At 60.9% G+C, this 25,877-nt stretch carries 21 protein-coding genes; 7 read left to right on the top strand and 14 right to left on the bottom strand.

Going from position 1 to position 25,877, the window contains the following annotated elements:
• Positions 1-28 precede the first annotated feature (28 nt).
• The 8 genes from ACJ8J1_RS21035 to rlmD form a co-directional block, all read right to left on the bottom strand.
• Positions 29-1,225 (bottom strand): methionine gamma-lyase, encoded by a 1,197-nt coding sequence (locus tag ACJ8J1_RS21035; RefSeq protein WP_033641875.1) that lies wholly within the window; start codon positions 1,223-1,225, stop codon positions 29-31.
• A gap of 30 nt (positions 1,226-1,255) precedes the next feature.
• Positions 1,256-1,660 carry a hypothetical protein gene (locus ACJ8J1_RS21030; RefSeq protein WP_080273363.1) on the bottom strand — a complete coding sequence of 135 codons (405 nt, stop codon included), beginning with the start codon at positions 1,658-1,660 and terminating at the stop codon, positions 1,256-1,258.
• A complete protein-coding gene (locus ACJ8J1_RS21025; protein WP_033641874.1) occupies positions 1,657-2,847 on the bottom strand; it encodes an NAD(P)/FAD-dependent oxidoreductase in 1,191 nt (396 codons plus the stop codon). Before ACJ8J1_RS21025 ends, ACJ8J1_RS21030 begins: the two co-directional genes overlap by 4 nt.
• Positions 2,848-3,131: 284 nt before the next feature.
• Positions 3,132-4,427, bottom strand: a complete 1,296-nt coding sequence (eno, locus tag ACJ8J1_RS21020) for a phosphopyruvate hydratase (protein ID WP_004932670.1) — start codon at positions 4,425-4,427, stop codon at positions 3,132-3,134.
• Positions 4,428-4,508: 81 nt separating this feature from the next.
• A complete protein-coding gene (gene pyrG, locus ACJ8J1_RS21015) occupies positions 4,509-6,146 on the bottom strand; it encodes a glutamine hydrolyzing CTP synthase (RefSeq protein WP_004932674.1) in 1,638 nt (545 codons plus the stop codon).
• Between the two features lie 358 nt (positions 6,147-6,504).
• Entirely contained in the window at positions 6,505-7,299 is a 795-nt protein-coding gene (gene mazG / locus ACJ8J1_RS21010; RefSeq protein WP_033641873.1) for a nucleoside triphosphate pyrophosphohydrolase, read from the bottom strand.
• A 99-nt stretch (positions 7,300-7,398) separates the two neighbouring features.
• Positions 7,399-9,630 (bottom strand): GTP diphosphokinase, encoded by a 2,232-nt coding sequence (gene relA, locus ACJ8J1_RS21005; protein ID WP_033641872.1) that lies wholly within the window; start codon positions 9,628-9,630, stop codon positions 7,399-7,401.
• Between the two features lie 9 nt (positions 9,631-9,639).
• A complete protein-coding gene (gene rlmD / locus ACJ8J1_RS21000) occupies positions 9,640-10,989 on the bottom strand; it encodes a 23S rRNA (uracil(1939)-C(5))-methyltransferase RlmD (RefSeq protein WP_033641871.1) in 1,350 nt (449 codons plus the stop codon).
• Positions 10,990-11,055: 66 nt separating this feature from the next.
• Between rlmD and barA the strand changes: the two genes are divergently transcribed.
• The gene (barA, locus tag ACJ8J1_RS20995) at positions 11,056-13,782 is read left to right on the top strand and encodes a two-component sensor histidine kinase BarA (protein WP_033641870.1); all 2,727 of its coding nucleotides are present in this window, start codon (positions 11,056-11,058) and stop codon (positions 13,780-13,782) included.
• A 68-nt stretch (positions 13,783-13,850) separates the two neighbouring features.
• Here barA and degP read toward each other — a convergent pair whose 3' ends face one another.
• Together degP and dgt are read right to left on the bottom strand one after the other, a co-directional pair.
• Positions 13,851-15,293 carry a serine endoprotease DegP gene (gene degP / locus ACJ8J1_RS20990; protein ID WP_033641869.1) on the bottom strand — a complete coding sequence of 481 codons (1,443 nt, stop codon included), beginning with the start codon at positions 15,291-15,293 and terminating at the stop codon, positions 13,851-13,853.
• A 181-nt stretch (positions 15,294-15,474) separates the two neighbouring features.
• Complete coding sequence (dgt, locus tag ACJ8J1_RS20985) at positions 15,475-16,992, bottom strand: dGTPase (protein ID WP_033641868.1); 1,518 nt, start codon at positions 16,990-16,992, stop codon at positions 15,475-15,477.
• Positions 16,993-17,121: 129 nt separating this feature from the next.
• On the opposite strand from dgt, the gene mtnN reads away from it, so the two are divergent.
• Genes mtnN through ACJ8J1_RS20970 form a run of 3 tightly spaced genes read left to right on the top strand, consistent with a single transcriptional unit; the run spans position 17,122 to position 19,245 of the window.
• Positions 17,122-17,823 (top strand): 5'-methylthioadenosine/S-adenosylhomocysteine nucleosidase, encoded by a 702-nt coding sequence (mtnN, locus tag ACJ8J1_RS20980; RefSeq protein WP_019455094.1) that lies wholly within the window; start codon positions 17,122-17,124, stop codon positions 17,821-17,823.
• Position 17,824: 1 nt separating this feature from the next.
• Positions 17,825-18,631, top strand: coding sequence for a vitamin B12 ABC transporter substrate-binding protein BtuF (gene btuF / locus ACJ8J1_RS20975; RefSeq protein ID WP_033641867.1), 807 nt, complete (start codon positions 17,825-17,827; stop codon positions 18,629-18,631).
• Positions 18,631-19,245, top strand: coding sequence for a TRIC cation channel family protein (locus ACJ8J1_RS20970; protein WP_033641866.1), 615 nt, complete (start codon positions 18,631-18,633; stop codon positions 19,243-19,245). Before btuF ends, ACJ8J1_RS20970 begins: the two co-directional genes overlap by 1 nt.
• A 164-nt stretch (positions 19,246-19,409) precedes the next feature.
• On the opposite strand, the gene erpA is transcribed toward ACJ8J1_RS20970, so the two are convergent.
• Entirely contained in the window at positions 19,410-19,754 is a 345-nt protein-coding gene (erpA, locus tag ACJ8J1_RS20965; protein ID WP_033641865.1) for an iron-sulfur cluster insertion protein ErpA, read from the bottom strand.
• Positions 19,755-19,843: 89 nt separating this feature from the next.
• On the bottom strand, positions 19,844-21,283 hold the full coding sequence (gene clcA, locus ACJ8J1_RS20960) for a H(+)/Cl(-) exchange transporter ClcA (protein ID WP_033641864.1): 1,440 nt from the start codon (positions 21,281-21,283) through the stop codon (positions 19,844-19,846).
• A 174-nt stretch (positions 21,284-21,457) separates the two neighbouring features.
• Here clcA and hemL point away from each other — a divergent pair, with 174 nt between their 5' ends.
• Complete coding sequence (gene hemL / locus ACJ8J1_RS20955; RefSeq protein ID WP_033641863.1) at positions 21,458-22,747, top strand: glutamate-1-semialdehyde 2,1-aminomutase; 1,290 nt, start codon at positions 21,458-21,460, stop codon at positions 22,745-22,747.
• Positions 22,748-22,809: 62 nt separating this feature from the next.
• On the opposite strand, the gene ampE is transcribed toward hemL, so the two are convergent.
• Both ampE and ampD read right to left on the bottom strand, forming a co-directional pair.
• Positions 22,810-23,664, bottom strand: coding sequence for a beta-lactamase regulator AmpE (gene ampE, locus ACJ8J1_RS20950; protein WP_033631795.1), 855 nt, complete (start codon positions 23,662-23,664; stop codon positions 22,810-22,812).
• Positions 23,664-24,260 (bottom strand): 1,6-anhydro-N-acetylmuramyl-L-alanine amidase AmpD, encoded by a 597-nt coding sequence (ampD, locus tag ACJ8J1_RS20945; protein ID WP_442520422.1) that lies wholly within the window; start codon positions 24,258-24,260, stop codon positions 23,664-23,666. Before ampD ends, ampE begins: the two co-directional genes overlap by 1 nt.
• An 84-nt stretch (positions 24,261-24,344) precedes the next feature.
• Between ampD and nadC the strand changes: the two genes are divergently transcribed.
• Together nadC and ppdD are read left to right on the top strand one after the other, a co-directional pair.
• Positions 24,345-25,235, top strand: coding sequence for a carboxylating nicotinate-nucleotide diphosphorylase (nadC, locus tag ACJ8J1_RS20940; RefSeq protein WP_025301584.1), 891 nt, complete (start codon positions 24,345-24,347; stop codon positions 25,233-25,235).
• Between the two features lie 199 nt (positions 25,236-25,434).
• Entirely contained in the window at positions 25,435-25,872 is a 438-nt protein-coding gene (gene ppdD / locus ACJ8J1_RS20935; RefSeq protein ID WP_033641862.1) for a prepilin peptidase-dependent pilin, read from the top strand.
• Positions 25,873-25,877: the final 5 nt, after the last annotated feature.

Genomic DNA, 25,877 nt, shown 5'->3' with positions numbered 1-25,877 from the left:
TCTGCTAAAACCCGCTGCGGCGGGTTTTTTATTGCGCCTGCGCCAACGCCTGCAGGATATCCGCCTGCAGATCGTCAAACGCCTCCAGCCCGGCGGACAACCGCACCAGCCCCTCGCTGATGTGGTGCCGTTTCCGCTCTTCCGGCGTGTAGGCCGAGTGCGTCATGCTGGCCGGGTGCTGCGCCAGGCTTTCGCAATCGCCCAGGCTGACCGCGCGCAAGATGAGCTGCAGCGCGTTGAGGAAACGAATGCCCGCACGCAGGCTGCCCCGCAGCTCAAACGCCAGCATGCCGCCGGGGCGCGCCATTTGCCGCTGCGCCAACGCATGCTGCGGGAAGTTCGCCAGGCCGGGGTAATATACCCGCTCGACCGCCGGATGCTCCGCCAACATCTCCGCCAGGCGCTGCGCGTTATCGCAATGACGATCCATGCGCAGCGGCAGGGTTTTCATCCCGCGCAGCACCAGCGCGGCATCCTGCGCCGACAGTACCGCCCCGGTCATGTCCTTTAGCCCCTCCAGACGGATCGCCTCGGCCAACGCCTGACGCGTCACCGCTATTCCGGCCAGGAGATCGCCGTGTCCGCCGAGGTACTTGGTCGCCGAGTGCACCACGATATCGGCGCCTAGCGCCAAAGGCCGCTGCAGATAGGGCGTGCAATAGGTGTTGTCCACCAGCAACAGCGCCTGATGCCGATGGGCAATCTCCGCCACGGCGGCGATATCGATCAAACGCATATTGGGATTGGCCGGCGTTTCGCAATACACCAGGCGGGTACGCGGTCCAATGGCCGCCGCCAGCCGCTCCGGCCGGGTCAGATCAACGTGGGTTATCTTGACGCCAAAGCGCGCCAGGCCATGATGAAAGTAGCTGAAGGTGCAGCCATACACGGTTTCGTCGACAATCAGCTCATCGCCCGGTCTGAGCAGCGTCCAGCAACAGGCGGTGATCGCCCCCATGCCGGAAGCGAACGCCACCGCCGCCTCCCCCTCCTCCAGGTTGGCGATGCGTTGCTCGAGCAGGTTTAACGTCGGATTGGCGATGCGCGAGTAAAAGTACCCCGGCTCGGTGCCGGCAAAGCAGGCGCCGCCGTATTCTGCAGTGGGAAAAGCAAACGTAGAGCTCATAAACACCGGCGGAGACAGTGCCCCCTGATACCGCTGCGGATCGTAGCCGTAATGAATAGCCCGGGTGGCAAAGTCGTGGCCAACTGCTGTAGCGGACATAACACAACTCCTTACCTGAGTGGGTGAAGCTTAATTTTTTGATTCATCCGAAAGGGCCGGCGGCAATGCGCTGTCTCGCGTGCGCTGGCCGATGATTTGTAAAGTACGCAGCAGCAGCGTCAACCCCAGCAGGGTATCCGGCTGCTTCAGCAAGGCATACAGCGCGCGAAAACTGGCCGGCGGAGGATTCAATTGCAGCTCGCTGTGCGCCATCTGCAGCGCCGTTCCGCCTTCCCAACCGATGGTCACCAAACCTTCAAAGACGCCGGCCAGTTTCTCCACCAGCGCGTTGTCGGCGATGTCCACCACATCCGACAGCAGCGACAACAGATCGATCACGTTATCCAAACGGCCGCCCGCCAGCAGCGGCTGCAGTTTCTCGAGCAACGCCGCCAATGATTGCAGGTCCGCCGCGTGCACCGTGCTTTCCGTCATATCAGCCCCCTTACCGTGGCCCAGTAAAGGCCGCGGTTGAACCCGTTGCGCAGCATGCCGCCCGCCTTGGTGGCGGGCGTCGGCAGCACGTCGTGACGGTAGTCGTACACCAGCGGCATGCCGGCATTCAGCCCCATTTGCGCGACCGCCTGCACCTTGCCGTCATAATGGCTCACGGTTTGGCCCAGCCGCATTTCCGCCACGATGTTGTCGGCAATGACCGGCGCCTGGTTATGGCAAGAGCCGCCGGCCTTGCTGACCGGCAAATCCACGGTATCGCCTATGACATACACCCCCTGCTGGCCGTAGACCTGCAGCGTTTGATGATCGGTCGGCAGCCAGCCTTCGCCGTTTTGGCTCTCGCTCAACCCGGTATTGCGCACCGCCTCCACTGCACGGATGGGCGGCGTCGCCATCAGAATGTCGAACGGCTGTTCTTCCCCCTCGGCGGAATAGGCGATGTTGCGCTGAGCGTCCACCCGGCTGAGGGTAAACCCACGCTGGTGGCGAATGTCGCGCGCGGCAAAAATAGCGGGTAGCGCTTCGCCGGTCGGGCGCTGTAAAAACAGACAGTTGCGCAGCAGTTGAGAAATGGTTGGGTAGGTATAAACGATCTCCACCGCCTTGCGCACGCCGCGCCGCCGCAGGTAGTCGTCCAGCATCAGGGTGGTTTCAATCGGCGCGATGCCGCACTGATGGGGCACATTAGGCGTTTCAGGGAAGGACACGGTGATGAAAATGCGGCCTTTCTCGATCGTCGCCAGCTTATGCGCCAACCGTCGCGCGGCCTGATACTGGTAGAAATGATCGCCCGCCTGCGCCAACCCTTCGATGCGCTCCGGCCAGGGCACGCAGCCGGTGGCGAAAACCAGGAAGTCATACGGATAATGCTTGCCGCTTTGCGTAATGATATACCGCTTTTTTAAATCAAAAGATTCCGCTTTATCGACGACAAACTGTATTTCCGGCCGCAATAAACTCCGCTGTGAACGCGTGAGCTCCTGCTTGAAAAAATTATTGAATGCAACATACATAAACGCCGGCTTGTAATAATGCAGCGGCGAATCCGAAATCATTAATAACTCAACTTTATTATTGAGAATTTCCCTGTGCAATTTCACGGCCAGCAGATTGGCTAGCATGGTGCCGCCGGTTCCACCGCCGACAATGACGACTCGCTGTCGCATCTGGCCCTCCCCCAGCCGAAACCCGGCAGTATGAAAGAACGCATTACGATGATGGCGATATTTAACGGCAAGAAAAAAATAACGCCGCCTTATTGGCATTCTAGTAACGAATAATTATAAAGCAAATAAAAACGGAATATAAAAACCGGCAAGAAAACTGCACAATAAAATTATTAGGTTAAACGCAGCGATTATTAATAAATAAAACAGGGTTAACATCGGGACGTCAGCCATAAAAAAACCCGCCGCGGCGGGTTTTTATTTAGCAACCGAATCGGTCGAACTTACTGGCCTTTAACTTCTTTCAGGCCGTTGAACGGCGCACGGTCACCCAGCGCTTCTTCGATGCGGATCAGTTGGTTGTACTTGGCAACGCGGTCAGAACGGCTCATGGAACCGGTTTTGATCTGGCCAGCTGCAGTACCTACCGCCAGGTCGGCGATGGTTGCGTCTTCGGTTTCACCGGAACGGTGAGAGATCACCGCAGTGTAGCCGGCGTCTTTCGCCATCTTGATAGCCGCCAGCGTTTCGGTCAGAGAACCGATCTGGTTGAACTTGATCAGGATGGAGTTAGCGATGCCTTTCTCGATGCCTTCTTTCAGGATCTTGGTGTTGGTCACGAACAGATCGTCGCCCACCAGCTGGATTTTGTCGCCCAGCACTTTGGTCTGGTAAGCGAAGCCCGCCCAGTCGGATTCATCCAGGCCGTCTTCGATAGACACGATTGGGTACTGTTTGGTCAGCTCTTCCAGGAAGTGAGTGAACTCTTCGGAAGTGAAGGCTTTGTTGCCTTCGCCGGCCAGCACGTATTTACCGTCTTTGTAGAATTCGGAAGCCGCGCAGTCCATCGCCAGAGTGACGTCTTTGCCCAGCTCGTAGCCCGCCGCTTTTACCGCTTCAGCGATAACCGCCAGCGCTTCGGCGTTGGAACCCAGGTTTGGCGCGTAGCCGCCTTCGTCGCCCACGGCGGTGTTCATGCCTTTGGCTTTCAGAACTTTCGCCAGGTGGTGGAACACTTCGGAACCGATACGCACCGCTTCTTTCAGGGTCTTCGCGCCAACCGGCTGAATCATGAATTCCTGAATGTCGACGTTGTTGTCAGCGTGCTCGCCGCCGTTGATGATGTTCATCATCGGCAGTGGCATGGAGAATTTGCCTGGGGTGCCGTTCAGTTCAGCGATGTGCTCGTACAGCGGCATGCCTTTAGAGGCTGCGGCCGCTTTCGCTGCTGCCAGGGAAACCGCCAGAATGGCGTTGGCGCCGAAGTTGGATTTGTTTTCGGTGCCGTCCAGCTCGATCATGATCTTGTCGATGTTCGCCTGGTCTTTGGCATCTTTACCCAGTACTGCCTGAGCAATCGGACCGTTTACTGCAGCAACGGCTTTCAGTACGCCTTTACCCAGGAAACGAGACTTGTCACCGTCACGCAGTTCCAGCGCTTCGCGGGAACCGGTAGAAGCACCTGACGGCGCAGCAGCCAGGCCGACGAAACCGCCTTCCAGATGAACTTCGGCTTCAACAGTCGGGTTACCGCGGGAGTCGATGATTTCACGACCGATGACTTTAACGATTTTGGACATTAGGTTTTCCTCAGTACAAGTTAAACTAAAACTCCAGACAAACAGCGCGCGGTTCTCACCGCGCGCCGCCTACCAAATATTTTATTTCACCTGGCGCTTCTGATGCTCGCCTGCGGCTTTCACGAAGCCGGCAAACAGCGGATGCCCATCACGCGGCGTCGATGTAAATTCCGGGTGGAATTGACAGGCCACAAACCACGGGTGATTCGGCAGTTCAATGATCTCGACCAGCTTGTTGTCGGCGGAACGACCGGCGACACGCAGCCCTGCGGCTTCGATCTGCTTCAACAGCATGTTGTTAACTTCGTAACGGTGACGATGACGCTCGACAATGGTCGGTTCGCCGTACAGCTGACGCACCAGGCTGTTGTCGCTCAGGTTGCACTGTTGGCCACCTACGCGCATCGTGCCGCCCAAATCGCTTTCTTCGCTGCGCACTTCGACGTTGCCGTCTTCATCGCGCCATTCGGTGATCAACGCCACCACCGGGTACTTACAGTCTGGCATAAACTCGGTGGAGTTGGCGTTCTCCATCCCCGCCACGTTGCGAGCGAACTCCATCAACGCCACCTGCATGCCCAGGCAAATGCCCAGGTAAGGAATGTTGTTCTCGCGCGCATAGCGTGCGGTCATCACTTTGCCTTCCACGCCGCGGTAGCCGAAGCCGCCCGGGATCAGGATCGCGTCCAGCCCTTTCAGCACTTCCACGCCGCGGGTTTCCACGTCCTGCGAGTCGATCAGCTTGATGTTCACGGTCAGACGGTTTTTCAGCCCGCCGTGCTTCAGCGCTTCGATCACCGACTTGTAGGCGTCCGGCAACTCAACGTATTTGCCGACCATACCGATGGTCACTTCGCCGCCCGGATTGGCTTCTTCGTAGATCACCTGTTCCCATTCGGCCAGGTTGGCTTCCGGCGCGTTCAGGCTGAATCGTTTACAAATATAATCGTCCAGCCCCTGAGATTTCAATAGGCCTGGGATTTTATAAATAGAATCAACGTCTTTCAGAGAGATAACCGCTTTTTCCGGCACGTTGCAGAAAAGCGCGATTTTCGCGCGTTCGTTAGCAGGAACCGCGCGGTCGGAACGGCAAATCAGCACATCAGGCTGAATACCGATGGAAAGCAGCTCTTTTACGGAATGCTGGGTCGGCTTGGTTTTCACTTCGCCCGCCGCCGCCATGTACGGCACCAGCGTCAGGTGCATGTACAGGGTGTGCTCGCGGCCCACTTCCACCGCCATCTGACGGATGGCTTCGAGGAACGGCAGCGATTCGATATCGCCGACGGTGCCGCCGATTTCCACCAGCACCACATCGTGGCCTTCGCCGCCTTCGATGATGCGTTCTTTGATCGCGTTGGTGATGTGCGGAATGACCTGCACGGTCGCGCCCAGATAGTCGCCGCGGCGTTCTTTACGCAGCACGTCGGAGTAGATGCGGCCGGTGGTGAAGTTGTTGCGACGCGACATTTTGGTGCGAATGAAGCGCTCGTAGTGACCCAAATCCAGATCGGTTTCTGCGCCGTCTTCGGTGACGAAAACTTCCCCATGCTGAATCGGGCTCATGGTGCCCGGATCCACGTTGATGTACGGGTCCAGTTTCATGATGGTAACGTTGAGGCCACGGGCTTCAAGAATAGCCGCCAGAGAGGCTGCGGCAATGCCTTTACCCAGAGAGGATACGACCCCGCCGGTCACAAAAATATAATTAGTTGTCATGCTGAACCTGAGAGTTTAGGTTTAAAGACGATGGAAGAACCAGGACGGGAAAGTAGTATACCCGAACCTCTCCTGACCTACAAACGATCGTTTTGCTGTCCATCATCTCGGCCGCCCTCCCGTGTTCATCAGGGTTTACTCCGCCGGCGCGCCCAAAACCCTCCAGGAAATACAAAGAGTTAGCGGAGGGAATTTCTTTTTACCGCCCCTCTCGAGCGATAAAACACCTTAGATTTCAGTTTGTTGGCCTTTTGCTGCCGACGGCAGCCCTGCGCCTGTGACCTGACCGTAAGCTTAACCGTTTCAGCTTGAGTGAACCTTGTTTGTGATCAACATTCAACATTGTCGTTGCAGCGATTCAACTTTCCTGGCGTTTCACCTGTTGCCAGGCATCTTCCATCTGCTCCAGCGTGGCGTCTTCCAAGCGTAGCCCGCGTTGCTTGACGATCGCCTCCACCTCGCGGAAGCGGCGTTCGAACTTGCGGTTGGCCGCCTGCAATGCGTTCTCGGCCTTGTGGCCCAAATGGCGCGAGAGGTTCACCGTGGCGAACAGCAGATCGCCGATCTCCTCTTCCAGCTTGCTCTCATCGACCACCGCCTGGCGGGCTTCGTGCATCACTTCGTCGATCTCTTCATACACTTTGTCCAGCACCGGGCCCAGCGTGTTCCAGTCGAAGCCGACCGAGGCGCAGCGTTTTTGGATCTTGTGCGCCTTCATCAACGCCGGCAACGCCTGCGGAATGTCGTCCAGCACTGAGTGCAGCGCTTTTTCGGCGCGCTCGCCGGCCTTGAGCTGCTCCCAGCGCGCCGCCACGGCTTCGCTGTCTCCGCCCTCGGCGTCGCCGAAGATGTGCGGATGACGGCGCTCCAGCTTGTCGCTGATGGCAGTACACACCTCATCAAAATCGAACAGCCCCTGTTCCTGCCCCATCTGAGCGTAGAACACTACCTGAAACAGCAAGTCGCCCAGTTCGTCGCGCAGATCGGCGTAGTCCTGCCGTTCGATGGCGTCCAGCACTTCGTAAGTCTCTTCCAGCGTGTAGGGCGCGATGGTGGCGAAGGTTTGCTTACGGTCCCATGAGCAACCGTTCTGCGGGTCGCGCAGCGTTTTCATGATGTTCAGCAGGCGCTGCAACGAAGTGGATTGGGTCATAAAAAATCTCTGAGAAAATGGGGGCGCACGGACATGTCCGCCGGAACTGATGGAGTTCGGGCCGCATCGACCTCGGATGCGGCCCGAAAGGCGCAGGAGTTAGTTGCCGTGCAGACGCTTGGCGTCTATCACGTCCGGCAGCTGGTTCAGCTTCGCCAGCACCCGGCCCAGCACCTGCTGGTTATAAATTTCGATGTCCATATCGATGGTGGCCAACTGCTTCTTGGTATCGCTGCGGCTGGCGACGCCCAGCACGTTGACCTTTTCGTTGGCCAGAATGGTGGTGATATCGCGCAGCAGCCCGCTGCGATCGTTGGCCATCACGCGCACCACCAGCGAATAACCGCTGGAGTAGCTTTCGCCCCACACCGCATCGACGATGCGCTCCGGCGCATGCGATTGCAAATCGGCCAGCTGATCGCAGTCCGCACGGTGGATCGAGATGCCGCGCCCCTGGGTGATAAAGCCGACGATGTCGTCGCCCGGGATCGGTTGGCAGCAGCGGGCGATGTGGTGCATCAGGTTGCCCACGCCCTCCACCACCACGCGGCCGTTATCCTTGTTGCGGGCCGGCGGCGGCGCTTTCTGCTGCACCAGCTGGCGCAGCGCCTCGCGATCCTGCTCTTCGGCGCTCGGCTTGTTGAACTTGCCCTGCAGGTAATTCACCATCTGGTTCAGGCGAATGTCCCCGCCGCCGATCGCCGCCAGCACCTCGTCCAGCGAGTTCATGTTGTAGCGCGGGATCAGCAGCTTCTCGGCCTCTTTCAGGCTGATGCCGAGGTGTTCCAATTCGTTGTCCAGCATCTGGCGGCCGGCAAGAATGTTCTTGTCGCGATCCTGCTTGCGGAACCAGTTGTGGATCTTCGAGCGCCCGCGGCTGGTGGTCACGTAGCCCAGGTTCGGGTTCAGCCAGTCGCGGCTCGGGTTCGGCTGTTTCTGGGTGATGATCTCAATCTGATCGCCCATCTTCAGCTGATAGGTAAACGGCACGATGCGGCCGCCGATCTTGGCGCCGATGCAGCGGTGACCAACGTCGCTGTGAATGTGGTAGGCGAAATCGAGCGGCGTGGAGCCGGCCGGCAGATCGACCACGTCGCCTTTCGGGGTAAATACATAGACCCGATCGTCGAACACCTGGCTGCGCACTTCGTCGAGCATCTCGCCGGAGTCCGCCATCTCTTCCTGCCAGGCGATCAGCTTACGCAGCCAGGCGATGCGCTCTTCATAGCCGGAGCGCACGGTAACCCCCGCGCCCTCTTTGTACTTCCAGTGTGCGGCCACGCCCAGCTCGGCGTCTTCATGCATTTGCCGGGTGCGGATCTGAATCTCGACGGTTTTGCCGCGCGGCCCCAGCACCACGGTGTGGATCGACTGGTAGCCGTTGGGTTTCGGGTTGGCGACGTAGTCGTCGAACTCGTCCGGCAGGTGGCGGAAGTGGGTATGCACGATGCCCAACGCCGCGTAGCAATCCTGTAGACGCTCCGCCACGATGCGCACCGCGCGCACGTCGAACAGTTCGTCGAACGCCAGGTGCTTTTTCTGCATCTTGCGCCAGATGCTGTAGATGTGTTTCGGCCGGCCGTAAATCTCCACCCGAATGCCTTCTTTGGCCATCTCGGCGCGCAGCCCGGCGACGAAGTCGTCGATGAACTGTTCGCGATCGATGCGGCGCTCATGCAGCAGCTTGGCGATGCGCTTGTATTCTTCCGGGTGCAGGTAGCGGAAGCAGAAATCCTCCAGCTCCCACTTCAACTGGCCGATGCCGAGCCGGTTAGCCAACGGCGCATAGATGTTGGAACACTCTTTCGCCGCCAGCACGCGTTCGTCTTCCGGCGCGTCTTTCACCTCGCGCAGGTGGGCGATGCGCTCCGCCAGCTTGATGACGACGCAGCGGAAATCCTCAACCATCGCCAGCAGCATGCGGCGCACGTTGTCGACCTGTTCGGAGGCCATCGAATCGTTTTGGGTGGCTTTCAGTTGGCGAATGGCGTCCATGTCCCGCACGCCATGCACCAAGGCGACGATGCCCTTGCCGAACGTTTCCGTCAGGATCTCTTCCTGCACGATGCCGGCATCCACCAGCGGGAACAGCAGCGCGGCGCGCATGCTGTCGTTGTCCATGCTCAGCGTCGAGAGGATTTCCACCATCTCCAGGCCGCGCCACAACAGCAGCGAGGCGTCGGGATGGTTTTGGGTCTGCTGCTCACAATAACGCCAGGTTGCGGCCAATCGCTCACATGACTGCGGGTTGGGTAGCCCCAAGCCGGCGATCCACTCATCGAGAGCGAACTCACCCGCCGTATTCAGATGTGCACTTCTTACCGCAACCATAACTTCTCCCTACTTTGCAGCGACCTCTGGCGCGCGCTCGTTGATAAACAGCGCCATTGATTCAAGATGCCCCGTGTGCGGAAACATATCCAACATCCGCACGCGCGCAAGACGATAACCGGCGTTCAACAGCACTTTGCTGTCGCGAGCCAGCGTGGTGGGGTTACAGGAAACATACACCACCCGCGCCGGCGCCAGTTTTACAATGTGTGACATCACCCCGGCCGCACCGGCGCGGGCGGGATCCAGCATCACCTTATCAAACCCTTGTGCTGCCCAAGGTTGCCGCTCAACGTCGTCCTCCAGATTCTCATGGAAGAACGACGCATTATTCAGCTTATTCTTATGTGCATTATATTGCCCATTCGCTACCAGCGTGGCAACACCTTCGATGCCCACCACCGCAGCGGCGCGGCGCGCCAGCGGCAGGGTGAAATTCCCCATGCCGCAGAACAGGTCCAGCACCCGATCATTGGGTTGAATGTCGAGCCATTCAAGGGCCTGCGCCACCATTTGTTGGTTTACGGCGTCATTGACCTGAATAAAGTCGCGCGGACTGAAGTCTAAGCGTAGCCCGTCAACCTGATAATACGGCGTTTCACCGCACAGTTTTTCCACCCGATCGCTGTCCGGCGCCAGATAAACGGCGACCTTTTCCCGCTCGCCAAACGCCAACAGCGCCTGGCGATCCGCCTCTTTCAGGGCATCGAGATGGCGCAGCACCAGCAGCGGGCCGTTATCCGCCAGCACCAGCTCCACATGCCCCAGCCGCCGCACCGCCAGCAGCCCGCTCAGGCAGGCGCGCACTGGTGCCAGCAGCTGTTCCAGCTCCGGGCGCAGCACCGGGCAGTGCTCCACCGCCACCAGCTCGCTGGAGGCCGCCTGTCGAAACCCCATCATCAGGCGCTGCAGCTTCGGCTGCCACGCCAGGCTCAGGCGGGCGCGGCGGCGATAGCCGTATTCCGGGCCGGCGATCACCGGTTCCTGTTGCGGGGTCACCCCGGTTTCGCGGGCGATCATGCGCACCAGCGCCGCCGCCTTGCTCTGCTGTTGCAGCGCCTCATCCGCATGTTGCTGCTGGCAGCCGCCGCACACGCCGAAATGCGGGCAGCGCGGCTCCACCCGCTGCGGGCTGCGGCTCAGCAGGCGCTTGAGCTTGCCTTTGGCGAACTGGCGCTTGTCTTCGGTCAGCTGGATTTCCGCCTGCTCGCCCGGCAATACGCCCGGCACGAACACTGCTTTGCCGTCGTGGCGCGCCACGCCCTGGCCGAAAGGATCGAGATCGCTCACCGTCACGGTGAAGATTTGTGAGCTCTGCCGGGTCGTCACGCGGCGTTTGGGAGAGTAGAATTGCGCCATATTTGTCGATTGTGTGCTGGTTCATTAAGCTAGTGTCAGCTGTCAATTCTCCCACATTGGAATCCCATGACCAAATACAGCCTGCGTGCGCGCATGATGATCCTGATTCTGGCCCCGACCTTGCTGATTGGTTTGCTGCTCAGCACCTTCTTCGTGGTGCACCGCTATAACGAGCTGCAGGAGCAATTGGTCGACGCCGGCGCCAGCATCATCGAGCCGCTGGCGGTAGCCAGCGAGTACGGCATGACGTTCCGCAGCCGCGAATCGGTCAGGCAACTGGTCAGCCTGCTGCACCGCCGCCATTCGGACATCGTGCGTTCGATCACCGTGTTCGATGCGCAGAACAACCTGTTCGTCACCTCCAATTATCACCACAACTTCGCTCAGCTGCAGTTGCCGAAAGGCGTGCCGTTGCCCACCGAACTGATGCTCACCCGGCGCGGCGATTCGCTGATCCTGCGCACGCCGATCCTGTCGGAAAATCAGTATCCGGATGAAACCGCCGACGGCGGCAGCCACCCCGACAACAACCTGGGCTATGTGGCGATCGAGCTGGATCTGCAGTCGGTGCGGCTGCAGCAGTATAAAGAGGTGTTCGTCTCCACCCTGCTGCTGCTGCTGTGCATGTGCATCGCCATCCTGTTCGCTTACCGCCTGATGCGCGACGTGACCGGCCCGATCCGCAACATGGTGAACACCGTCGATCGCATCCGCCGCGGCCAGCTCGACAGCCGCGTGGAGGGCTACATGCTCGGCGAGCTGCACATGCTGAAGAACGGCATCAACTCGATGGCGATGTCGCTCACCGCCTATCACGAAGAGATGCAGCAGAACATCGATCAGGCCACGTCTGACCTGCGTGAAACGCTGGAGCAGATGGAGATCCAGAACGTCGAACTGGATCTGGCGAAAAAACGCGCGCAGGAGGCGGCGCGCATCAAGTCCGAATTCCTGGCCAACATGTCGCACGAGCTGCGTACCCCGCTCAACGGCGTGATCGGTTTTACCCGCCAGATGCTGAAAACCGATCTGAGCGCGACCCAAACCGACTATTTGCAGACCATCGAGCGCTCGGCCAACAACCTGCTGACCATCATCAATGACGTGCTGGACTTCTCCAAGCTGGAGGCCGGCAAACTGGTGCTGGAGCATATTCCGTTCGCCCTGCGCGAAACGCTGGACGAAGTGGTGGTGCTGCTGGCCCCCAGCGCCCACGACAAAGGGTTGGAGCTGACGCTGGATGTGCACAACGACGTGCCGGAGCAGGTGATCGGCGACTCGCTGCGCCTGCAGCAAATCATCACCAACCTGCTGGGCAACGCCATCAAGTTCACCGAAACCGGCAATATCGATATTCGCGTCGAGCTGCGCAAACAGCTGGAGCGCCGGGTGGAAGTGGAAGTGCAGATCCACGACACCGGCATCGGCATCTCCGAACGCCAGCAGTCGCAGCTGTTCCAGGCGTTCCGCCAGGCGGACGCCAGCATCTCCCGCCGCCACGGCGGCACCGGGCTGGGGTTGGTGATCACGCAAAAGCTGGTGAAGGAGATGGGCGGCGACATCTGCTTCCACAGCCAGCTGAATCGCGGCTCGACCTTCTGGTTCCACATCACGCTGGATCTGAACGAGGGCATGCTGTCGCTGGCGCCGAACCTGCCGGACCTGAACGGCAAAACGCTCGCCTACATCGAGTCCAACCCGACGGCGGCACAGGCGACGCTCAACATGCTCAGCGTCACGCAGCTGGTGATCACCCACTCGCCGACGCTGGGCCAGCTGCCGTCAGGCCATTACGATTTCCTGCTGGCCGGCGTGCCGATCCCGTTCCGCGACAACATGGCGCAGCATCAGGACAAATTGTTGGCCTCGCTGAAGCTGGCCGATCGGGTCATTCTGGCGCTGCCGTGCCAGGCGCAGATCGACGCCGAGCTGCTTAAGCAACAAGGCGCGCTCGGCTGCCTGATCAAGCCTATCACCAGCACGCGTCTGTTCCCGCTGCTGAGAATGGAAACGCCCGATCGGCTCGCCGCCCCGCCTGAGCGTAAACGTCTGCCGCTGACGGTGATGGCGGTCGACGACAACCCGGCCAACCTGAAGCTGATCGGCACGCTGCTGGGCGAACAGGTGGAAAAAACGCTGCTGTGCGAGAGCGGTGAGGAAGCGCTGGCGCTGGCGCGCAACAACGTGCTGGATCTGATCCTGATGGACATTCAAATGCCGAAGATGGACGGCATTCACGCTAGCGAACTGATCCGCCAACTGCCGCACCACAACTCCACGCCGATCGTCGCCGTCACTGCCCATGCAGCCAGCGGCGAACGCGAGCATCTGCTGCAGGCGGGGATGGACGACTACCTGGCCAAGCCGATCGACGAGAAAATGCTGACCCGCGTGCTGTCGCGCTACCACAGCGGCGACGTGGAAAGCGCCGTCGCCGACGATGCCCCGCTGTCGCTCGACTGGCCGCTGGCGCTGCGCCAGGCGGCCAATAAACCGGATCTGGCGCGCGATCTGCTGCAAATGCTGCTCGATTTCCTGCCGCAGGTACGCGAACGGGTGCAGGCGCTGCTCGAGGGGCAACACGACGACGAGATCCTCGACCTGGTCCATAAGCTACACGGCAGCTGCAGCTACAGCGGCGTGCCGCGCCTCAAGCAGCTGTGTTTCTACCTCGAGCGGCAGCTGCGCCAGGGCATCACCAACGACGAGCTGGAGCCGGAGTGGCTGGAGCTGTTGGATGAGATTGAACTGGTGATCCACGCGGCGCGCGCGCATCTGGCGCAACCGGCCTGAATCCTCAGGCCATAATGCAAAAAGGCACGCCGTAGCGTGCCTTTGTTGCTTTTAGCACCTGACGTTTATCACTGCGCCAGCAGGTACAGCTGGCTATCGCCGCGCTGAATATTCAACGCCAGCACCGACGGTTTGCTGTCGAGGATTTTACGCAGCTCGCCCAGGTTCTGGATCGGCTGTTGGTTCACGCCCAGGATCACGTCGCCCTTTTTCAGGCCGATGCGTGCGGCGGCGCTGCCGGCTTTCACGCTGTCGACCTTGACGCCTTTCACGTTGCCGACCTGGGTATTGCTCAGCTCGGCGCCTTCAATGCCGGTGTAGATATTGCCCGAGGCCACCTGGGTCTGCGCGCTTTGCTCCAGCGTGACGTCAATCGTTATCGGCTTGCCGTCGCGAATAATGCCCAGCGACATCTTGCTGCCGACCGGCAACGTGCCAATCTCTGCCCGGAACGAGGCGAAGCTGGAGATGGCCTTGCCGTTCATAGTGACGATCACATCACCGGCCTTGATGCCCGCCTTCGCGGCGGAAGATTTCGGCATTACCTGGCTGACGAAGGCGCCGCGCTGCGCGTCGACCTTCATCGCCTTGGCCAGCTCAGAGTTCAGCTCGGTGCCCATGATGCCCAGCTCGCCGCGTTTCACCTGGCCATACTCGACCATTTGCGCCGTCAGGTTTTTCACCATATTGCTCGGAATGGCGAAGCCGATGCCGATGTTGCCGCCGTCCGGCGCCAGGATCGCGGTGTTGATGCCGATCAGCTCGCCGTTCAGGTTAACCAGCGCGCCGCCGGAGTTGCCGCGGTTGATTGCCGCATCGGTCTGGATAAAGTTTTCGTAGTTTTCGATGTTCAGGCCGCTGCGCCCCAGGGCGGACACGATGCCCGAGGTGGCGGTTTCACCCAGCCCGTACGGGTTGCCGATCGCCACGGTGTAATCGCCGACGCGCAGCTGATCGGAGTCCGCCATCTTGATCGCCGTCAGGTTCTTGAAGTCTTTCAGCTGGATCAGGGCGATGTCGGAACGCGGATCCTTGCCGATCACTTTGGCGTCGAAACGGCGGCCGTCGCTCAGTTGCACCTGGATCTTGTTGGCGTTGTCCACCACGTGATTGTTGGTCACCACATAGCCCTTGGCGGCATCGATAACCACCCCAGCGCCCAGCGCCTGGAATTTCTGCTGCGTGCCCTGCGGCTGCTGGCCATCCGGTCCGGGCTGTTCAGCGCCCTGACACATCGGCGAGCCCTGGAACGGTGAACCGTCCTGGCAGAACGGCGAATCTTCACCGAAGAACTGTTGGAACTGTTGCGGCATGCGCGGCGTATTGACCGTGGTGCTGCCCTCAACGTTAATGCTCACGACGGAAGGCATCACCTTCTCCAGCATCGGCGCCAGGCTCGGCAACTGCTGGGTGCTGGAAGACGCGGTTTCAGCGGCGCTGGCCGTAACCGGGCCCATCGCCATACCGATGCTGAATGCCAGTGCGCTCAGAACTAATGCGGTTTTTTTCATCTGTGTGTCTCTTATAAAGTCGTTCAAAAAAGAATGGCTGTCTTGCGTGCTTATTCAGAGTTAATTAATAGCCCGAAGTTCCGGCACAGATGATTGGCAATAGTAAACAAATATTGTTCGTCTTTACAAAACTCGAGACAGCCAACCGGTTGGAATTGCTGATAATTATTCCTCCGCTTAATTATTCCGCCGCCATTAATCGACGATATTCATCATAGGCATAAAGGTCGGTCATTCCGCTGATATAGTCCTGCAATAAACGCGCGCGGAAATAATATTCCCGAATGGTTTGCTGCTCCGGCGATAAATGCTGCAGCCCTTCTACCGCTTCCACATAAGCCAGCCGATGCTTGGTGGACAGCTTGTGGAACAGGCGCGTTTCGATCGGGTAAGCGCGATGGCTGTCCTCGCGCACCAACCGGCTGAAGTCCGCCAGCGACATCGCCAGCAGCGGGCTGTAAATGTCCAGCAGGCCGCTGATCACCCGGTAGCCTTGCAGCTCGAGCTGCTCGACCTCCGGGTGGTTGAACACGTGCTTGAACGCCACATTTTTAAATATTTTCAGCAGCTGATAGGCCGGGCTGGAATCTTCCAGCAGCGCCTGATTGAAACTGCCCTGATAAACCGCGTCAAGATTGTCGATAAAGCGCTGCGCCGCGTGCGGCACCAGCCGCGCCACGGTAAACACCCGCAGATACATGAAGAACTGATCTTCCGCGCTGCGCCGCGCGCCGCCGCGGTCGATCTTGCGAAACGCGCTGGCGACGGTCTTGTCGAACAGATCGCCCGGCGCCACCTCGCCCCACTCCTGAATCAGATGCTGATACAGCTGCTCGACGGTGAAAATGCTCTTCTCCACCGCGTCTTCCAGATCGGCCACGCAGTACGAGATATCGTCGGCGGCCTCCATGATGTAGGTCAGCGGAAAACGATCGAACTCGCCCATGTGCAGCTCGCGCCGCAGCCTATCGACAAAGGCTTCTTCCGCCAGATAATAGCCGGGCTTTTTCATCAAATAGCTGTGGCTGGCGGGGATGTCGCCCGCCCAATAAGCCGGGCGGGTGTATTTCAAAATGCAGCCGACCTGCGCGTAGGTCAGATTGAGTTTCAGCAGGCTGTACACCATGCGGATCGCCTGGGCGTTGCCCTCGAAATGGCTGAGATCCTGACGGATCCGGCTGCGCAGCCGGTTCAGATCGCTCTCCCCTTCATGCAGCCGCAGCGACGCGACCTGGCAGCGATCGTGACTGCCCGGCTCGCTGCCGCAGCTGGCAGGATCGAGCCGCTGGGTGAACCAGTCGTTGATCGCCGACTCGCCGAAGTGACCGAACGGCGGATTGCCGATATCGTGCATCAGACAGGCCATTTCCACGATGCTCTCAAACGGATCGAGCAGCCGGGTCAGGCCGAATTCATCGATCTTACCCGCCTGTTTGAAGCGGTTGAGGATCTCTTTGGCGATATGGCGCCCGACCTGCTGCACCTCCATCGAGTGCGTCAGGCGGCTGCGCACCGCCGCGTTGCGCTCCAGCGGAAACACCTGGGTTTTTTGCTGCAAACGGCGAATGGCGGCCGAGTTGACGATGCGCCCGCGATCGCTCTCGAACTGCCGCACGATGTCGTACTCTTCCTCGGCCTCGATCGGTTTGCTGAAAGGCCGTTGGAAGCTGATTTTTTGCTTGAAGTCGATCCCGGACATCTGTTTCTCCGCCGTTGCGCCCTGCCCCCGTGATAACAATTCCCGGCGGCGGATGCAACGCATTATCTCTGATACACAGCCATGATAGACTATGCCGCAATTCTCACGGCCAATCAGCGAGTGTTATTTATGAAAGTAGGCATCATCGGCGCAATGGAGCAGGAAGTCACCCTGCTGCGCGATCAAATCGAAAACCGTCAAACCATCCAGCGCGCGGGCTGCGAAATCTACACCGGCCAGATCGGCGGCGTTGAAGTGGCCCTGCTGAAATCCGGCATCGGCAAAGTCTCCGCAGCCATGGGCACCACCCTGCTGCTGGAGCACTGCAGCCCGGACGTGGTGATCAATACCGGCTCCGCCGGCGGCCTGGCCAGCACGCTGCGCGTGGGCGATATCGTAGTGTCGGAAGAAGTGCGCTACCACGACGCCGACGTCACCGCCTTCGGCTACGAGCCGGGCCAGATGGCCGGCTGCCCGGCGGCGTTCGTCGCCGACGACGCACTGATCGCGCTGGCGGAAAGCTGCATCAAACAGCTGGATCTGCACGCGGTGCGCGGCCTGATCTGCAGCGGTGACGCCTTCATCAACGGCGCCGAGCCGCTGGCGCGCATCCGCGCCACCTTCCCGCGCGTCGCCGCCGTGGAAATGGAAGCCGCGGCGATCGCCCACGTCTGCCATCTGTTCGGCACGCCGTTCGTGGTGGTGCGCGCCATTTCCGACGTCGCCGACAGCGAGTCGCACATGAGCTTTGACGAGTTCCTGGTGGTAGCGGCCAAGCAGTCTACGCTGATGGTCAACGCCATGCTGCAAACCCTGGCCAAGCGCGGTTGATGTGAGGCTGCGCTTCACCTCGGCGCTCTGGCTGCTGGCGTTCTGGCTAGCCCTGCCGACCGGGGCCGCCCAGCGAGTGATCAGCCTGGCGCCCAATGCGACCGAACTCGCCTATGCCGCCGGCATGGGCGAGGTGCTGGTGGCGGCGAGCGCCTATTCCGATTATCCGCCGCAGGCCGCCAGGCTGGAGCAGGTGGCCTCCTGGCAGGGCATCAATCTGGAGCGGGTGCTGGCGCTCAAGCCGGATCTGATCCTCGCCTGGCGCGGCGGCAATCCGCAGCGCGTGCTGGATCAGCTCGCCGCATTCGGCATCCCGATCTTCTATGCGGACGCCGATAATCTCGAAGGGATCGCCGGCTTGCTGGATAAGCTGGCGCAATACAGCCCGCACCCGGACCAGGCGCATCAGGCCGCCGCCGGCCTTCGCCGTCAGTTCGCTGCTCTCAGACAACAGTACGCCGATAATCCTCCGCGACGCGTGTTGCTGCAGTTCGGCACCCAGCCGCTGTTCACCAGCTCCGGCGCCACGCTGCAGAGCCAGGTGTTGGCGCTGTGCGGCGCGCAGAACGTCTTCGCCGACAGCCGCACGCCTTGGCCGCAGATCAGCCGCGAGCAGGTGCTGGCGCGCCAACCCCAGGCCATCGTCATCACCGGCGGCGCGAAAGAGGCCGCCAATGTGAAAGCCTTCTGGGCGCCGCAGCTGCAGGTGCCGGTGATCGCGCTGAATGAAGACTGGTTCAATCGCGGCGGCCCGCGGCTGCTGTTGGCGGCGCAGCAACTGTGCCGCCAGCTGGCGGAGATCCGCTGATGCTGGTGTTCTGGTTGGATATTCTCGGTACGGCGGTGTTCGCCGTCTCCGGCGTACTGCTGGCCGGCAAACTGCGCATGGATCCGTTCGGCGTGTTGGTGTTGGGCGTGGTTACCGCGGTCGGCGGCGGCACCATCCGCGATATGGCGCTGGCCAACGGCCCGGTGTTCTGGGTCAAGGATCCCACCGATCTGGTGGTGGCGATGATCACCTGCGTATTGACGCTGCTGCTGGTGCGCCAGCCGCGCCGCCTGCCGAAATGGGTGCTGCCGGTGCTCGATGCCGTCGGGCTGGCGGTGTTCGTCGGCATCGGCGTCAACAAGGCTTTCGCGGCCGGTACCGGCCCGCTGGTGGCGATCTGCATGGGGGTGATCACCGGCGTCGGCGGCGGCATTATCCGCGACGTGCTGGCGCGCGAGATCCCGATGATCCTGCGCACCGAAATTTACGCCACCGCCTGTATCATCGGCGGCATCGCGCACGCCACGGCGTTTTACACCTTCAACATGCCGCTGCAACAAGCCATGATGCTGGGCATGGTCATCACGCTGGCCATTCGGCTGGCGGCCATCCGCTGGCACCTCAAGCTGCCCGCCTTTATTCTCGAACGCTGAGCCGCCGCCCTGCGGGGCGAATGCAGCCACGCGACGGCACAGCCGATTATCATCCACAGCCCACCGGCCCAGGAGAACGGCGTGGCAGTGCTCCTCGTGGAGTGGTAGGCATAAAAAAACCCGCCGGCTGGAAAGCAAGCGGGTTGATATTCTGACAGGCAAACTCAGATGCTGAACGACGAACCGCAACCGCAGGTGGTTTTGGCATTCGGGTTGGTCACCACGAAGCGCGATCCTTCCAGCCCTTCGGTGTAGTCCACCGAACCGCCAACCAGATACTGCAGGCTCATCGGATCGACCACCAGCGCCACGCCCTGCTTCTCGATGGTCATGTCGCCATCGTTGACCTTGTCGTCAAAAGTGAAACCGTACTGGAATCCGCTGCAGCCGCCGCCGGTAATGTAAACCCGCAACTTCAGGTTCGGATTTTCTTCGTCAGCAATCAGGTACTTGACCTTGTTTGCTGCTGCCTCGGTAAATTGCAGGGGCAGTGCCGTTTCATCACTCATACTCTTTACTCCCAACATTGTTCAGCATCAGATCGCGACCAGGGCTGCCTGATTAATATTAACGATTATCCGATACCTGAGTGTTGCGTTCAAGTATTCACCGCATTTGTTGTATTTTCTTTACTTGTTTTCTCCGCCGCTTCCCGCGCCAACTGCGCCTCCTGCCGTTGCAGGGTGCGCGCCAGGATCGACGAATACAGCGGCTTGCCGCCGAGCAGTTGCGCCACCACCGTAGCGCCGAGGCAGGTGATGATCATCGGTAAAATCAGCTGGTAGTTGTCGGTCATTTCCAGCACCAACACGATACCGGTCAGCGGGGCGCGCACCGTGGCGGCGAACAACGCCCCCATGCCGGCGATGGCGAAAGTGCCCGCCTCGATGCCGTACTGCGGGAACAAATGCGCCCCCGCCAGCCCGAAGGCGGTGCCGAACAGCGTGCCCAGCGCCAGCATCGGCGCAAAGATGCCGCCCGGCGCGCCGGAACCGAAGCACAGCAGCGTGGTGAAGATGCGGGTAATGAAAATGAACATCAACATGCCGACGCTGTAATTGCCCGCCGCGGCGATCGGGATCAGCCCAAAGCCGCCGCCCGCCGCCTCCGGCTGGATCAGCCCCAGAATGCCGCACACGCCGCCGAGCAGCCCGCCCATCAGCAGCACATTGCGCATTCTGCCGCCGTGCAGGCGCGCGAACATGTCCTGAGTGCGAAAGATCAGCGCGTTGAATCCCACACCCACCGCGCCGAATATCGCGCCCAGCACCAGATAGAGCCACAAGGTGTTGATGGGCGCCGAGGCGAGTTTGCCGACCGCGATCACCGAGCCTTGGCCGTTGAACAGCTGGAACACCACGCTCGACATGATAACGCCGATAAACACCGCTTTAATCGAGATCAGGTTGTAGCGAAACTGCGGCCGCATCTCTTCGATGATAAACAGAATGCCGGCCAGCGGCGCGTTGAACGCGGCGGACAGCCCGGCGGCGGCCCCGGTCGCCAGCAGCGAATGGCGCGCCTCGGCGCCGCGAATGCGCAGCACGTCCAATACCATGCGCCCGACGTTGCCGCCCATCTGTACCGTAGGCCCTTCGCGCCCCAGCACCATGCCCGCCCCCAGCGTTCCCATGCCGCCGATGAATTTCACCGGTATCACGCGCCACCAGCGCACCGGCCGCAGCTCCTCCAGCGCGCCTTCGATCTCCGGAATGCCCGAACCGCCAGCCTCAGGCGCAAAGCGCCGCACCAGGTAATAACCCAGCGCCGCCAGCGCGGCGGACAAGATAAACGCCAGCGGCCACACCAGGATCCAGAAGTCGGCGACCTGCGCCAGCGAAGCCAGCCGCTGCTGCTGCACCCACTCCACCGCTTTATCGAAGGCCACGCCGAGCAAACCGGCCAGCGTCCCCACCAGCGCGGCCATCAACAGGATCGCCACCGGCGTTTTATCGCGGCGGATAAACTGGCGCACCGCATCGCTGCGGCTAAGACGCGGGCTCAACGTCCCGACTGGCTGTGATTGTGATTCTGTCATCGCGAGTGATTCGTCAGGTAATTTGTAATACAAATAGGCAGGGCGATAATTCTACCCCAACCCGGCGGCGGGCGCTGCCGTTAATGGTATCTGACTGTGATCGTTTCATAACGCGGCGCTCTCCTCTAGAATAGCGCGGTCAAATCATTCAAAAGAGAATCCAGGAGCCGATTTATGAGCCTACACAGCAAGTCCGAAAGTCTGTACGCCCAGGCGCAACAGTTGATCCCCGGCGGGGTAAACTCTCCGGTGCGTGCATTCACCGGCGTGGGCGGTTTGCCGCTGTTTATCGAGCGCGCAGACGGGGCTTACCTGTTCGATGCCGACGGCAAGGCCTATATCGACTATGTCGGTTCCTGGGGGCCGATGGTGCTGGGGCATAACCACCCGGCGATCCGCGACGCGGTGATTGAAGCGGCGCAGCGCGGCCTGAGCTTCGGCGCGCCGACCGAGATGGAAGTCAAAATGGCGCAGCTGGTCACCGAACTGGTGCCGACGATGGATATGGTGCGCATGGTGAACTCGGGCACCGAAGCCACCATGAGCGCTATCCGCCTGGCGCGCGGCTACACCAACCGCGATAAAATCATCAAGTTCGAAGGCTGCTACCACGGCCACGCCGACTGCCTGCTGGTGAAAGCCGGCTCCGGCGCGCTGACCCTCGGCCAGCCGAACTCACCGGGCGTGCCGGCCGACTTCGCCAAACACACCCTGACCTGCACCTATAACGATCTGGATTCGGTGCGCGCCGCCTTCGAACAGTACCCGTCCGAGATCGCCTGTATCATCGTCGAGCCGGTCGCCGGCAACATGAACTGCGTGCCGCCGCTGCCGGAATTCCTGCCAGGCCTGCGCGCCCTGTGCGACAAGTACGGCGCGCTCTTGATCATCGACGAAGTGATGACCGGCTTCCGCGTCGCGCTGGCCGGCGCACAATCCTATTACGGCGTCGAGCCGGATCTGACCTGCCTCGGAAAAATCATCGGCGGCGGCATGCCGGTGGGCGCCTTCGGCGGCCGTCGCGAGGTGATGGACGCGCTGGCACCGACCGGCCCGGTCTACCAGGCGGGCACCCTGTCCGGCAACCCGATCGCCATGGCGGCGGGCTACGCTTGCCTGACCGAAGTGTCGCAGGTTGGCGTGCACCAGACGCTGACCGAACTGACCGAGATGCTGGCCGCTGGCCTGCTGCACGCGGCGCAGGAAGAGAATATTCCATTGGTGGTCAACAACGTCGGCGGCATGTTCGGCCTGTTCTTCACCGACGCGCCGGCGGTCACCTGCTACCAGGACGTGATGCAGTGCGACGTGGAACGCTTCAAGCGCTTCTTCCACCTGATGCTGGAAGAGGGGGTGTATCTCGCGCCGTCCGCCTTCGAAGCGGGTTTCATGTCCGTGGCGCACAGCAAGGAAGACATCCAGCGCACCATCGACGCCGCGCGTCGCTGCTTCGCCAAGCTGTAATCCCGGCCGGATGGCCAAAAAGAAACGGGCGCCGAGGCGCCCGTTTTGTTTTTCACGGCGGTTTACAGCAGCGTGCCGTAAATGGTCAACAGCGCCACCACCACCACGATGATCATCGTCACCTTGCGCGCCAGCGTCACCGCCGCCCGCGGCGTTTGCACCGGGTCCATATGCGGATCGCGCGCCAGCGAGAACTGCGCCAGCCGCGTCAACACCTGATACGACGACGAATGCCGATCGCCGAGTGAGGCGAACCAGGCCGGCAACGCGCGCTCGCCGTGGCCGAACAACGCATAGGCCACCCCGGCCAAACGCACCGGGATCCAGTCCAGCCAGTTCAGCAGATGATCAATGCCCGACTGCGAACGCTCCAGCGGCGTATTGTGGCGCGCCAGCCAGGTTTGATAGGCGCGCAGGAAGGCATATCCCGCCAGCGCGATCGGCCCGTACGGCCCAAAGACCACGAACCAGAACAGCGGCGCCAGGTAATAACGGAAGTTGATCCACAGCAGCGCGTTTTGCAGCTCGCGCAGACGCAGCTCTTCACTGCAGTCCACCGGCAAACCGTGGATCAACGCCAGCTCTTCCGCCATCTGATCGCTGGCATGGGTATCCCCCTGCCGCGCCGCTTTCAGGTAGGCGCGATAGTGTTTGCGCTTGATGCCGGCGCCGACGCACAGCAGATCGATGACGATCCACAGCAGCAGCGTCACCACGCCGAAGAATAACCCGTGCGACAACCACAGAACGCCCCAGACGATCACCATCCAGGCGGCGGTCATCGCCAGCGTCTGCGCCAGCGAAACCCGATGCAGCCGCTGAAATACCACTTCGAGGCGATGATCCAGCTGCCAGTGTTCCCCCAGCTTGAACAGGCGCTCCCAGGCCAAAACCAGCAACAGCGTAAACAGCGTCATTAGCGATTCCTCTCCCTTTTTCTTGTCTCAAGCATAGCGTCGGCGGGCGCGCCGCGTTGTTCCAGAGATGCCAGATAGCGATCCCAATCGAACGCCGGCCCGGGATCGGTTTTGCGGCCGGGGGCGATATCGCAATGCCCGGCGATATGCGCCGCCAACGGCGGATAATGTTCGGCCAGCAGCGCGGTGACCGCCTGCAGCGTGCGATATTGCGCCTCGGTGTAGGCTAACTGGTCGGTGCCTTCCAGCTCGATGCCGATGGAGAAATCGTTGCACCGTTCGCGCCCCTGATACTGAGAAACGCCCGCGTGCCACGCGCGCTGGTCGAAGGGCACATACTGCACGATCTCCCCATCGCGGCGGATCAGGCAGTGCGCAGACACTCGCAGCTGATGGATCTCGGCGAAATAAGGGTGCTGCGCGGGATCGAGCGTGCCGGTGAACAGCTGGTCGATATAGGGGCCACCGAATTCGCCGGGCGGCAGGCTGATGTTATGGATGACCAGCAGCGAGGGCGGCTCGTCATCCGGGCGCCGATCGCAGTGCGGCGAAACCACTCGCGTCACCCCGACAATCCAGCCATTTTCCAACTGCATCAGACACCTCTCTGCGGTGGTACTTATTCCTGCAACAGAGTAGCATGTTCCCCTACGAACTAACCGTCCATTTCGGAGTTTTCCATGCCGACACGCCGCTACAGTGCCGACCGTCGCCGCACCGAGCTTCTTGAACGTATTGAAAGTGATATTCCCTATTCCGTCGCCCAGGCGCTGCGCGAAGACCTGGGAGGTGAAGTTGACGCCGGGCGCGATATTACCGCGCAATTGTTACCGGCGGACAAGCAGGCCGAAGCCACCGTCATTACCCGCGAAGCCGGCGTGTTCTGCGGCCGCCGCTGGCTGAACGAAGTCTTTATTCAGTTGGGCAACCAAGTGCAGGTGGAGTGGCTGGTGGCAGACGGCGACCGTCTGATACCGAACCAACCGCTTTGCCGTCTGCGCGGCCCTGCGCGGGTGCTGTTGACCGGCGAGCGCACCGCGCTGAACTTTGTGCAGATGCTCTCCGGCGTGGCGACCGAGGTCAGCCGCTACGTGGCTCTGCTGGAAGGCACCCAGACTCGCCTGCTCGATACCCGCAAGACCTTGCCCGGCCTGCGCACCGCGCTGAAATACGCCGTGCTGTGCGGGGGCGGCAGCAACCACCGGCTGGGGCTGTCCGATGCCTTCCTGATCAAGGAAAACCACATCATCGCCTCCGGCTCGATCAAAAACGCGGTGGAAAAAGCCTTCTGGCTGCACGCCGACGTGCCGGTGGAAGTGGAAGTCGAATCGCTCGATGAGCTGCAGCAGGCGCTGGACGCCGGCGCCGACATCATCATGCTGGACAACTTCAGCGTCGAGATGATGCGTCAGGCGGTCGCCCAAACCCAGGGCCGCGCCCAGCTGGAGGTGTCCGGCAACGTCACCAGCGAGACGCTGCGCACCTTCGCCGAGACCGGCGTGGATTACATTTCGGTCGGCGCGCTGACCAAACATGTGACCGCGCTCGATCTGTCGATGCGCTTCAAATGATCCCCTCGCCCCCGGCCGCCCCCGGCCGCCGCCGGGGGCGTTAACGCAGATTTGCGAAGCCCCTCGCACCGTTTTTCCCTCCGCTGCAAACGACATCAATACTGATGGAAGCACGCCGAGAAACGCGTAAAACCCGCTCGCCGTTCCCCCGCGCAAACCGCTACCGTTGTTTTCCACACCCTTATGGAGGAAACAACGCATGGAAACGCAACGCGGCTTTAGCCTGATCGAACTGATGGTGGTGATCGCCATCATCGCCATCCTCAGCGCCATCGGCATTCCCGCCTACCAGCGCTACATCCAGAAAGCGGCGATGACCGACATGCTGCAAACCATGGCGCCGTATAAGCTGGCGGTCGAGCTGTGCGTACTGGATGAAGGCGCGCCCGCCGGCTGTGAAGCCGGCAGCAAAGGCATTCCCACCGGCGGCGCGTCGCGTTACGTCAGCGGGGTGAAAGTCGTTAAAGGCGTAATCACGCTGACCGGCACCCAAACGCTGCAGGGGCTGGCGGTGGCGTTAACCCCCAAGTCGAACGCCGATGGGCTGACCCGCTGGACCCGGCTGTGCAGCAGCGAAAACGCGACGCTGGTTGAGGTGTGCCGGGAAGTCTTCCGCTTCGACGACGCGGCGGAGTAACGGCG

Source organism: Serratia sp. CY37869, assembly GCF_052168895.1.
GTDB classification, from domain to species: domain Bacteria; phylum Pseudomonadota; class Gammaproteobacteria; order Enterobacterales; family Enterobacteriaceae; genus Serratia; species Serratia ureilytica.
The sequence above is the reverse complement of the archived record's forward strand: the minus strand, read 5'-3'. Positions and strand labels throughout refer to the sequence as shown.